The 12,600-nt window shown below is 64.9% G+C and carries 5 protein-coding genes; 2 read left to right on the top strand and 3 right to left on the bottom strand.

The window, feature by feature from the left end; all coding sequences use genetic code 11:
- Positions 1–68: 68 nt before the first annotated feature.
- The 3 genes from EPB08_RS17760 to EPB08_RS17750 all read right to left on the bottom strand — a co-directional run bounded on the left by EPB08_RS17760 (position 69) and on the right by EPB08_RS17750 (position 7,158).
- The gene (locus tag EPB08_RS17760; protein ID WP_130620430.1) at positions 69–998 is read right to left on the bottom strand and encodes a 5'-nucleotidase; all 930 of its coding nucleotides are present in this window, start codon (positions 996–998) and stop codon (positions 69–71) included.
- Between the two features lie 321 nt (positions 999–1,319).
- Positions 1,320–2,081: an NAD kinase gene (locus EPB08_RS17755; protein WP_130620429.1), complete on the bottom strand. Its 762-nt coding sequence runs from the start codon at positions 2,079–2,081 to the stop codon at positions 1,320–1,322.
- A gap of 142 nt (positions 2,082–2,223) precedes the next feature.
- Positions 2,224–7,158: an NAD-glutamate dehydrogenase gene (locus EPB08_RS17750; RefSeq protein ID WP_130620428.1), complete on the bottom strand. Its 4,935-nt coding sequence runs from the start codon at positions 7,156–7,158 to the stop codon at positions 2,224–2,226.
- Between the two features lie 884 nt (positions 7,159–8,042).
- Here EPB08_RS17750 and EPB08_RS17745 point away from each other — a divergent pair.
- On the top strand, positions 8,043–9,251 hold the full coding sequence (locus EPB08_RS17745) for an efflux RND transporter periplasmic adaptor subunit (RefSeq protein ID WP_130620427.1): 1,209 nt from the start codon (positions 8,043–8,045) through the stop codon (positions 9,249–9,251).
- A gap of 14 nt (positions 9,252–9,265) precedes the next feature.
- Positions 9,266–12,535 (top strand): efflux RND transporter permease subunit, encoded by a 3,270-nt coding sequence (locus tag EPB08_RS17740; protein WP_130620426.1) that lies wholly within the window; start codon positions 9,266–9,268, stop codon positions 12,533–12,535.
- The last annotated feature ends 65 nt before the right edge of the window (positions 12,536–12,600 follow it).

Genomic DNA, 12,600 nt, shown 5'->3' with positions numbered 1-12,600 from the left:
TCCGTCACAACGTCATCGCTTCGTAGTCGTCGCGCACAGGGTGCGCTCCCACAAGGGCCTGGCGTCGGCTAGCGGTTGCTCACGCCGTGCGGCACGTGGCCGGTCGCCACGTGCTTGCGTGCCGACTCCACATTGGCCGGCGAATCATCGAAGAAGATGTCTGCACCGAACGCATCCAGGAACGGCCCCTTGTCGCGGCCGCCCAGGAACAGCGCTTCGTCGATACGCACGCCCCAGCGCCGCAAGGTCAGGATCACGCGCTTGTGAGCCGGCGCGGAGCGCGCGGTGACGAGCGCCGTGCGGATCGGGGAATCCTCGGCGGGGAAAGCCGCCTGCAAGCGATGCACGGCCGTGAGGAATCCGCGGAACGGCCCCACCGACAGCGGCTCCTCGGCCAGCTCCCGCTCGCTGCGGTGGAACGCTTCCAGGCCTTCCTCGCGCGAGACGCGCTCGCCTTCGTCACCAAAGATCACGGCGTCGCCGTCGAAGGCGATGCGCAGCTGCTCGGTGGCACGCGGCGGCGCGACCGACGGCAGGATGGTGGCTGCTGCCACGCCCGCGGCTAGCGCCCGACCCACGTCCTCGGCATTGGCAGACAGGAACAGGTCGGCCTTGAACGGCGCGATGTAATCGGACGTCGGCGCGCCGCTGGTAAACGCCGCGCGACTGATTTCCAGGCCGTAATGCTGGATGGCATTGAAAATGCGCAGCCCCGTATCGCCCGAGTTGCGCGACAGCAGGATCACCTCCACCGGCGGCACGTCTCCGGCCAGCTTGTTGAGATCCAGCAGTTTCTGCACCAGCGGAAACGCCACGCCCGGCTTGAGGATGTCGTTCTCGTGCTCGATCTGGAACGAGCGATAGGCATCCAGGCCTTGTCGCTCGAACAGGTCGTTGCTTTCGCCGAGGTCGAACAGGGCACGGGACGAGATGGCCACCACGAGGCGGTTGTCGCCAACGGAGGCAGGATCGTGGGCGTCTGGGGTGGTCTGCTTCATGGCGCCAATCTAGCAAAAGACATCGTTCAACAGATGTCTGTGCACGCAACGGAGAGGTGACACGGGATGCCGGCGGGTATCCGGGACGGGCCACTCGTTGAATCCTGGAGAAGGTTAAAGGCGCTGGATCCCCGCTTTCGCGGGGATGACGGAGGGGGTACGTGATGACGTCCGCTTCCTGTACCGCCATCGCCGAGCTACGGTTGGGCAGGATCGATTTCGACGTGCTTGTTCGTCATCCCCGCGAAAGCGGGAGGTGCTCCACCACAGCGAAGCTGGTCAGCCAGCGTCTTACGATGCCCGCCCCAAAGGCGCGCCTCATCAATCCGGCGCGAACTGCTCGTCCAGGATGCGCTGTTCCAGGTTGTGTTCCGGATCGAACAACAGACGCACGCCCTGCCCTTCGGACTGGCGGATCTGTACCTCGCGGATGTCACGCACCTCGAGGTAATCGGCCGTGGCGCTCACCGGGCGCTTGCCCGGATCGAGCACGCGCAGGGTCACCAGCGTCCGGTGCGGCAGGATCGCGCCGCGCCAGCGACGCGGGCGGAACGGGCTGATCGGCGTCAGCGCTAGCACATTCGCGTCGAGCGGCAGGATCGGTCCATGCGCGGAAAGGTTGTAGGCGGTCGATCCGGCCGGGGTGGACACCAGGATGCCGTCGCACACCAGGGTGGGAAGCTTCACTTGATCGTTGAGCTTCACTTCGAGGTGCGCCGCCTGGTTGCTCTGGCGCAGCAGCGAGACTTCGTTGAAGGCCAGGGCATGATGCACTTCCCCGGAGGCGTCCACGGTGCGCATCTCCAGCGGATACAGCACGGCGGCATGCGCTCGCGCAATGCGCTCCTCCAGCTCATCGACGCGATGCTTGTTCATCAGGAAACCGACGCGCCCGAGCTTCATGCCGTATACCGGCGCCGGCAGCGCGCGGTACGCGTGCAGCGTACGCAACATGAAGCCGTCGCCGCCCAGCGCCACGATCACATCCGCCTGTTCCGGCGGTACGTCGCCATAGCGGTCGATGAACTTGCGTTGCGCCTGCTGGGCAACGTGGGTTTCGCTGGCGACGAAGGCGAAGCGCATGGGGCCTGACATCGTTCGGGAAGAGAGGTCGCCAGTTGAACGTAGATGGACGAAGGGCGCAAGACCGTTGCCGGCCTGCGCCCTTCGAGGTACCGCGACAAATCCACTCGACACCCCGGCAAACACCGGGGTGTCGGGCTGCTTACTGGTTCACCGGCACTTGGGCCAGCTGGGCCAGGCGACGGACCGCGACCGAAGCGATCGGGTAGTCCGCGTTCTGCGTGAGGATTTCCGCCAGCATGGCGCGGGTGTACTTCAGCGTGGCGTCGTCACGTTGTAGCCACGCCTGTACCGGCGATACGTCCTTGGTGCCAGCATTCATGGACAGCACCTGCAGGGCCAGCGCGCGATGCTGGTGGTTGAGCTCGTCCAGCAGCGAACCGCGGGCCTGGGCATGCCATGCGCCTTCCACCGGCAGCACCTCGATCTGGCTACGCAGCCACTCCAGGTCCAGCGACTCACCCAGTTCGTAGAACACGCCGGCCACCGCACCGATCGGTTGGCCGCTCTGCTGGGCCACCTCGACGATGTCGAGCATCGCGCGCAGTTCGGGCAGGCGAGCCATGCGCAACGACAGCTCCACCGGCAGACCGAGGCCTTCCCACTTCTCCTGGCTCGTGGCGAAATCCGCACGACCGGTTTCGGTAAGTGCACTCGGCAGGGCCGCACGCAGCTCAGTGACGCCCGCCTGGTAACGGTCGACGTTGGCGTTGATGTCCAGCGTGCCGCCCGGACGGTTGAGCAGCCAGCGGGCCATATGGCGCAGCAGCGACCAGATCTGCAGGATCGCGTCGATCTGCGTGTTCTCGGCCACCTTGCCGTCCAACGCCTCGATCTCGGACCACAGCTCGCGGGCACCGAGGATCTCACGCGCCGCCGTATATGCCTTGGCGATCGCCGCCGGCCCCTGTCCGGTGTCTTCCTGCATGCGCATCATGAAAGTGGCGCCCATGCGGTTGATCGTCGAGTTGGTCACCGCGGTGGCGATGATCTCGCGCTTCAGGCGATGGCGCTGCATGTGATCCGCGTACTGCGTGTGCAGCGGTTCGGGGAAGTAGCGCACCAGCTCCTTGGAGAGGTACGGATCTTCCGGCACGTCGGAGTCGAGCAGCTGCTGGTACAGCTTGATCTTGTCGTAGGACAGCAGCACCGACAGTTCCGGACGCGTCATGCCGATGCCGCGGGTCTTGCGCTCGGTCAGCTCGGCTTCGCTCGGAAGGTTTTCCACCTGGCGATCGAGCAGGCCTTCCTGTTCCAGCATGCGGATGAAGTGCGCCATCGAGCCGATGCGATGCACCGACTGGTGCTCCATCAGCGTAATGGCCTGGTTCTGGCGGTAGTTGTCCCACAGCACCAGCTGGCCGACTTCGTCGGTCATGCTGGCCAGCAGGGTGTTGCGCTGGTCGAGCGTGAGCTCGCCACGCTGCACGGCATCGCCGAGCAGGATCTTGATGTTCACCTCGTGATCGGAGGTGTCCACACCGGCCGAGTTGTCGATGAAGTCGGTGTTGAGCAGCACGCCATGATGGGCAGCCTCGATGCGGCCCTTCTGGGTGAAGCCCAGGTTGCCGCCCTCGCCCACCACCTTGCAGCGCAGCTCGGCGCCGTTGACGCGCAGCGCGTTGTTGGCGCGGTCGCCCACGTCGGCGTGCGTTTCGCCGGCCGACTTCACGTAGGTACCGATACCGCCGTTCCACAGCAGGTCCACCGGCGCCTTGAGGATGGCACTGAGCAGCTCAGCCGGCGGCAACTGCGTGACTTCGGGCTTGAGGCCCAGCACCACGCGCACTTCCGGCGAGACCGGAATCGACTTCAACGAACGCGGATAGATGCCGCCACCCGCCGAGATAAGCGACTTGTCGTAGTCGTCCCAGCTCGAACGCGGCACCTTGAACATGCGCTCGCGCTCCACGAACGAACGCTCGGCATCCGGGTTCGGGTCGAGGAAGATGTGGCGATGGTCGAACGCGGCCACCAGGCGGATGTGGCGCGACAGCAGCATACCGTTGCCGAACACGTCGCCCGACATGTCGCCGACGCCCACGCAGGTGAAGTCTTCCGTCTGGCTGTTGCGGCCCATGGCGCGGAAGTGGCGCTTCACCGACTCCCAGGCGCCCTTGGCGGTAATGCCCATGCCCTTGTGGTCGTAACCGTTCGAACCGCCGGAGGCGAACGCATCGCCCAGCCAGAAGCCGTGTTCGACGGAGATGGCATTGGCGATATCCGAGAACGTCGCCGTGCCCTTGTCGGCGGCCACCACCAGGTACGGATCGTCGTTGTCGTGGCGAACCACCTCATGCGGCGGCACGACCTTGCCTTCGATCAGGTTGTCGGTGATGTCGAGCAGGCCGCTGATGAACATGCGGTAGCAGGCAATGCCTTCGGCCAGCTGCGCATCGCGGTCACCGTTCACCGGCGGACGCTTCACGAAGAAGCCGCCCTTCGAGCCCACCGGCACGATCACCGTGTTCTTCACCATCTGCGCCTTCACCAGGCCCAGCACTTCGGTGCGGAAGTCTTCGCGACGATCGGACCAGCGCAGGCCGCCACGCGCCACCGAGCCGAAGCGCAGGTGGATGCCTTCCACGCGCGGGGCACTGACGAAGATTTCGCGGTACGGTACCGGCTTCGGCAGGTCCGGCACGCGATGCGAGTCGAACTTGTAGCTGATGTAGGAGCGATGCGCGCCATCCCACTGCTGGAAGAAGCTGGTGCGCAGCGTGGAGCGGATCAGCGCCATGAAGCTGCGCAGGATGCGGTCGTCGTCCAGGCTCGACACCGTCTCGAGCAGCGTACCGATGGACTCTTCCAACACGGCGATCTGCTCGTCACGAGGCTTGGACAGCGCCGCCACCAGGTCATCGACCAGGCCCGGATGTGCCGTGCGCACGGACTCGGGGATCAGCACCTGCATCTCGCCTCGCAGCAGTTCACCGGCGCGCTTCAGCTCGTCGGAGGACAGCGTTTCGCGGCGCGGATCGAACTTGGCGAGGAACAGTTCCACCAGCAGGCCGGCAATGGCCGGATAGTGGTTGAACGCGTCTTCCATGTAGCTCTGGGAGAACGCCACACCGGTCTGCAGCAGGTACTTGCAGTAGCCGCGCAGCATGGCGATCTGGCGCCAGCTCAGCTTGGCGCCGAGCACCAGGCGGTTGAAGCCATCGTTCTCGGCGTTGCCGCGCCAGATCTGCTCGAACGCATCTTCGAACAACGTACCCACTTGCTCCACGCTGAAGGTGAGGCTGCCGCTGGTCTGTACTTCGAAGTCCTGGATGTACAGCGTGCGGTCGCCCAGCTTGACGTCGTAGAGATGCTCGGTGAGCACGCGCAGGCCCAGGTTCTCCAGCTGCGGCAGCACCTCGGACAGCGCGATGTCGCCACCGCTGCGGTAGACCTTGAAGCGCAGCTCTTCCGGGCGCGACGCCGGGTGGTAGAACGACATGCGTATCGCATCGTCACCCTTCAGCAGCGACAGCTGGTGCACGTCCTCGGCGGCAGCGGCGGGCGCCACGTCCTCGACGTAGCCGGCCGGCAGCGCCTTGCCGTAGCGGTTGGCCAGCACCACGCCATCGTGATCGCCCAGCTTCGCCACCAGCGCATCGCGCAGGTCGTCCTGCCAGTTGCGCACGATCGTCTCGACGCCCTTCTCGAGCGCAGCCACGTCGAAATGCACCTGGTCGCCGATCTTCGGGCGCACCACCACGTGCAGGCGCACCAGCGCCGCCTCGCCCATCAGCACGGACGAGTCGAGATGTTCGCCACGCATGGTTTCGCGCAGCAGGGCTTCAATGCGCTCGCGCACCGAGGTGTTGAAGCGGTCACGCGGCACAAACACCGTGCAGGTGATGAAACGGCCGTAGCGGTCGCGACGCACGAACAGGCGGGTGCGTGCGCGCTGGCGCAGCTCGAGGATGCCCATCGAGATGCTGTACAGCTCTTCTTCGCTCGCCTGGAACAGTTCGTCGCGCGGCAGGAATTCGAGGATGTGGCGCAGCGCCTTGCCCGAGTGCGAATCTCGCTTGAGGCCCGAGCGGTCCATCACGTATTCGAACTTCTGGCGCACCAGCGGCACGTTCTGCGGACGCGACATGTAGGCGCTGGACGTGAACAGGCCCAGGAAACGCTGCTCGGCCACCGGCTTGCCGTTGGCGTCGAACTTCAGCACGCCCACGTAATCCATGTAGCCCGAACGATGCGCATGCGAACGCGCGTTCGTCTTGGTCAGGATGATGGCGTCGGTCGAGCCCGACTGCGGCAGGTCGCTGGCGACCAGCGAACGCAGCGAACGCGGCGCCAGCGAGCGCTCGCTCCGGTGCAGGATGCCCATGCCCGAGCTTTCATTGGCGCGCAGCACTTCCTCGCCATCGGCCTCGGTCACTTCGTATTCGCGATAACCCAGGAAGGTGAAGTTGTCTTCGGCAAGCCAGCGCAGGAATTCGGACGCTTCCTGAACCGCGGCGGCATCCAGCGGCAGCTGGCGCGACGGCAGCTCGACAGCGATGTCCAGCATCCTGTCGCGCATCTTCATCCAGTCGCCGACCACCACGCGCACGTCTTCCAGCGCGCCTTCCAGCTGCGCCTTGAGCTGGGCCTGCTCGGCCTCGCCCGCGACGCGGTCCACTTCGAAATGCATCACCGATTCGGGCTGGCCACCTTCGGCGCCCATCTTCACCAGCTTGCCCGCGGTGTCACGGGTCAGCTCCATCACCGGATGGATCACGGCGTGGATCTGCAGGTGTTCGGCCGCCACCATGGTGACGGTGTCCACCAGGAACGGCATGTCGTCGGTGGCAACCTGGATGTAGCTGCGACCGGCGTGACCGGTTTCCGGGTTGAGCACGCGCACCGAGGCGCGGCCCGGCTGGCGCTGCTGCAGGAAGCCGAGCAGGTCGCCAACCAGGGCGGCCCACTCGGCTGCGGTATGGAGTTCAAGATCGCTGTCCGCGATGCGCGCGAAGAAGGCGCTGATAAAAAATTGCGCCTCATCAAGGCGCTGGGTAGGAAATCCGCTTTGCTTCAGTTCTTCGAGAACAACAGTGGGGAATGAGCTGTTGCTAGCCGCACGAATCGCGTTCATGGCATCTACTGTTTTGGGGAGACGGAATGAGGCTAAAAAAGCTTTAAAAGGATACGCTTCGCGTCAGGCCTAATCCAGCTTTGCGACCAGACCACTTCAGCTGCCGTGTAGCCATGACGCCATTGCAGCAGAGTCCGGCGACATGCCTTCAACGCAAAGAACGGGCCTGTTTCGCAGCATGACAAAAGGGTTGCCGCCACAGGAAAAAGCCCGCAGCCACCACGTGTTGCCCGCAGCCTGCCGCACGCACGTGACAACCATGTCACGGCAATACCAGTGCGTATGTCGGCACTCGCAACGTCATGATCCGTTGCGGCGCAACAGGTAAAGCGCCCTCGCAAAACGATGCTCTTGCATGGATACGAACGCAGCGCATGGGCGTCCCATCAAGCATCTCGTACCCGGGTCGGCTTGCCTTTGCCGTAGCGGTCACGATTCGATCGGATTCGCCAACCGGACCAACGGCACAGGCTGCAAACAGGCTGTTGCTGGCACCATCAACGCCATGGCGTCAGCCCCTATGCGCCTCCCCCGACACTCTTCTTTCACGGAACTCAGCCAAAATTGCTAACCCTGGACTGGACCAAGGGGACCGTCACAACTGCTGCCCCCCCTCACCCGACACGGCCCAGGGAGCTCGAAGGCAGCCAGGAGGCAGGACAACGGCGCTACAAATTTGTAAACTGTACGGTATAGTCCAAGGCCGTCCGCTTTTGATCTGAGCCATGGCAACCGCCCCCGTGCCGCTTTAGGCCCTGCCAAGGACCTGAAATCCACACGGGGCAGCCGTGTGCTCATGACTTGCTCGACCCCCGTCGCCGTCCGGAGAGACGTCGACATGCCGCATCTCCCCCGACCACATTACAAAGAAGAATGGAGCCCACATGAAGTCCACGTCACTGCGCACACTCATGTTGTGCCTTGGCCTGCTCTCTCTGGCCGCCTGTGGCAAAGGCAAGGAACAAGGCCAGCAGCAAATGCCCCCGCCGGAGGTCGGCGTGATCCGGGCCCAGCCGCAGAGCACGCCGCTGACCAAGGACCTGGTGGGCCGCGTGTCGGCCTTCCGCAGCGCCGATGTGCGTGCGCGCGTGTCCGGCGTGCTGCTCAAGCGCGTCTACCAGGAAGGCACCGACGTGAAGCAGGGCCAGGTGCTGTTCGAGATCGATCCGTCGGTCTATCAGGCCAGCCTGCAGTCCGCCCAGGGCAACCTGGCGTCGGCCCAGGCCACCTACGTGAACTATCACAAGGCCGCCGAGCGTTACCGCCAGCTGCGTCCGCAGGGCTATGTGTCGCAGTCCGACCTTGACCTGGCCGAAGCGAACGAGCGCAGCAGCGCCGCCGCCGTGCAGCAGGCCAAGGCCGCCGTGGAAACCGCCCGCATCAACCTGGGCTTCACCCGCGTCACCGCGCCGATCGACGGCCGCGCCGGCCAGCAGCAGGTCACCGAAGGCGCCATCGTCGGCAACAGCACCACCGACGCCGGCAGCAACGCCACCCTGCTCACCACGGTCGACCAGCTCGACCCGCTGTACGTCAACTTCACCGTCAGCTCGACCGATCTGGATCGCCTGCGTGCCGCGCAGTCGGCCGGCAAGGTGGTGCTGACCGAGCAGAACAAGACGACCGTGCAGGTCACCCTGCCCGACGGCAGCAAGTACGACCAGGTGGGCACGCTGGACTTCTCCGGTGCCACGGTCGATCCGACCACGGGCGCAGTGAACCTGCGCGCGCAGCTGCCCAATCCGGCGCATCGCCTGTTGCCGGGCACCTACGTGACCATCAGCGCCAACCTCGGCGAGCAGCAGAGCGTGTTCCTGATCCCGCAGCAGGGCATCCTGCGCGACGTCGCGGGCGCCTATGCACTCGTGGTCAGCCAGGAAGGCAAGGTCGTGCGCAAGGACGTCACCGCCGACAACATGCGTGCGGGCAACTGGATCGTCACCAACGGCCTCGCCACGGGCGACCAGGTCATCGTCTCGGGCCTGCAGACCGTGCAGCCGGGTGCGCCTGCCAAGGCCTCGCCGTGGCAGCCCGACCAGAAGGCTCCGCAGGGAGCGGCGGGTAACGCCAAGCCTGCTGCCGGCAAGCAGTAAGGGAGTCGACAGACATGCCGAGTTTCTTTATTGACCGCCCCATCTTTGCGTGGGTGGTCGCCATTCTGATCACCCTGGTCGGCACGATCTCCGTGCTGAACATGGGCATCGAGTCGTATCCCAATATCGCGCCGCCGCAGGTGGTGGTGTCCGCGACCTATCCCGGCGCCAACGCCGATACGGTGGAAAAGAACGTTACCCAGGTGATCGAGCAGCAGCTCACCGGCATCGACCACCTGCTGTATTTCAGCTCCTCGTCCAGCGCCAGCGGTTCGGCCACGATCACCCTCACCTTCGAGACCGGTACCGATCCGGACATCGCCCAGGTGCAGGTGCAGAACAAGGTGCAGCTGGCTCAGCCGCGCCTGCCGACCGCAGTGACGCAGCAGGGTGTGGTGGTTGCCAAGAACAACCCCGACTTCCTGATGTTCGTGTCGCTGGTGTCCACCAACAAGGACATCGACGGCAACCGCCTGGCCGACATCATTGCCTCGCAGGTCGCCGACCAGGTCGGCCGTATCCCGGGCGTGGGCAACACGCGCGTGATCGGTTCCGAATACGCCGTGCGCATCTGGCTCAACCCGGACAAGCTTCAGGGTTACGGCTTGTCGGCGAGCTCGGTCTACAACGCCATCGCCACGCAGAACGTGCAGTTCGCTGCCGGCTCGCTGGGTGCCGATCCGTCGCCGGAAGGCCAGGGCTTCACCGCCACGGTGTCGGCCGAAGGCCGTTTCTCCTCGCCGGAAGAGTTCGGCAACATCATCCTTCGCGCCAATAGCGACGGCACGGTGGTGAAGCTCAGCGACGTCGCTCGCATCAGCTTCGGCCCGGGCAGCTATGGCCTGGGCGCCACGTGGAACGGCCAGCAGGTCGGCGGCCTCGGCGTGCAGCTGCTGCCGGGCGCGAACGCGCTGGACGTGGCCGACGCGGTGAAGGCCAAGATGGCCGAGCTTTCCAAGGACTTCCCGGAAGGCGTCACCTGGTTTGCGCCGTACGACACCACCCCGTTCGTGAAGATCTCGATCGAGGAAGTGATCCACACGCTGGTGGAGGCCATCATCCTGGTCTTCCTGGTGATGCTGATCTTCCTGCAGAACTTCCGCGCCACGGTGATCCCCACCCTGGTGATCCCGGTCGCGCTGCTCGGCACCTTCATCGGCCTCGTCGCGCTCGGCTTCACCATCAACCAGCTGACCTTGTTCGGCATGGTGCTGGCCATCGGTATCGTGGTGGACGACGCGATCGTGGTGATCGAGAACGTCGAACGCATCATGTCCGAGGAAGGGCTCTCGCCGAAGGAAGCCACACGCAAAGCGATGGGCCAGATCACCGGCGCCGTGGTGGCGATCACGGTGGTGCTGGCGGCAGTGTTCGTGCCGTCCGCGCTGCAGCCGGGTGCATCCGGCGTGATCTACAAGCAGTTCGCGTTGACCATCGCCGTATCGATGGGCTTCTCGGCCTTCCTCGCGCTGTCGTTCACCCCGGCGCTGTGCGCGACCATGCTCAAGCCCGAGCATGACCACAAGAAGAACATCATCTACCGCGGCTTCAACCGCATCTTCGATCGCGTCACGCACACCTACAGCGGCCACATCGGCAGCGCGGCACGTCATGCGCCCCGCTGGATGCTGGTGTTCGCACTGGTCGCCGCACTGGCGGGCTTCCTGTACACCAGGCTGCCGACCAGCTTCGTGCCCAGCGAAGACCAGGGCTTCGCCCTCGCCATCGTCAACCTGCCGCCGGGTGCCACCCTGCACCGCACGCAGGAAGTGATGACGGAAATGCGCGAACGCCTGAATAAGAGTCCGCAGAACGACAGCATCGTGGGCATGTACCAGATCTCCGGCTTCAGCTTCATCGGCCAGAGTGAAAGCACCGGCATGGCCTTCATCAAGTTGAAGGACTGGAAGGAACGCTCGGTCACCGCCGACGACCTGATCATGCAGTTGAATGGCGTGTTCCACGGCATTCGCGATGCGCAGATCTTCGTGGTGAACCTGCCGACCATCCGCGGCCTCAGCCAGTTCGGCGGCATCGACATGTACCTGCAGGCTCGCGCCGGCCAGACGCATGGCGAGCTGATGCAGGCGATGGGCATGGCGCTGGGCAAGGCCAAGGACAACAAGGCCCTGTTCGGCGTCCGTCCGAACTCGCTGCCCGATGCCCCGCAGTGGGACCTGAAGGTGGACCGCACGCAGGCGCAGGCCATGGGCCTGTCGGTCAGCGATGTGTACACGGCCATCCAGCTCGCGCTGGCGCCGGTGTACGTCAACGACTTCGTCTACGGCGGCCGCGTGAAGCGTGTCTACATGCAGGCGGACCAGCCCTATCGCATGGGTCCGGATGCGCTGCAGCACCTGTACACGCCGAGCAGCCTGGCGACCGGGTCCACCAGTGCGTCGACGGTGTCGACCACCAACCCGTACAACATGATTCCGATCTCCAGCGTGGTGCAGTCGAAGTGGGACATGGGCTCGCCTGCCCTCACCCGCTACAACGGCTACGCGGCCGTGGAAATCGTGGGTAATGAAGCGCCGGGTTATTCCACCGGCCAGGCCATGGCGGCGCTGCAGGGCATCGTCGAGAACGACCTGCCCAAGGGCTTCGGCTCCGACTGGACGGGTCAGTCGTACCAGGAAATCCTGGCCGGCAACTCGGCCACGCTGCTGATGGTGCTGTCGATCCTGATCGTGTTCCTCTGCCTGGCCGCCCTGTACGAAAGCTGGTCGATCCCGGTGGCCGTGCTGCTGGTGGTTCCGCTCGGCCTGCTCGGCACCGTGGTGTTCTCGATGCTGCGCGGCCTGCCGAACGACATGTACTTCAAGATCGGCCTGATCACGGTGATCGGTCTGGCGGCGAAGAACGCGATCCTGATCGTGGAGTTCGCGGTGGAGCAGCAGCAGGACGGCAAGTCGCTGTTCGATGCGGTGGTCACGGCCTCCCGCCAGCGACTGCGCCCGATCCTGATGACCTCACTGGCGTTCATCCTCGGTGTGTTCCCGCTGGCCATCTCCACCGGTGCGGGCGCCAACTCCCGTCACGCCATTGGTACGGGCGTGATCGGCGGCATGATGTTCGCCACGTTCCTGGGCCTGCTGCTGATCCCGGTGTTCTACGTGACGGTGCGTCGCCTGCTGGGCGACAAGCTGGACGAGGCGTCGCACACCATCCGTCATGCACATGGCGAGGACGCTACGCCGACCCCGGGCAACAACCCGCCGTCGCAGGGTGGCGCATCGGGCGGCATGCAGCCGTTCGATTCCGACCCGCGCCGCGGTTCGTAAGCCCCGTACGTCGCAACAAAGAAAAAGCCCCGGTCGCAGGACCGGGGCTTTTTTCTTGCCTCGTG

The organism is Dyella amyloliquefaciens, from assembly GCF_004296575.1.
GTDB classification, from domain to species: domain Bacteria; phylum Pseudomonadota; class Gammaproteobacteria; order Xanthomonadales; family Rhodanobacteraceae; genus Dyella; species Dyella amyloliquefaciens.
Note: the sequence above shows the minus strand (reverse complement) of the source record. Positions and strands in the feature narration are given on the sequence as shown.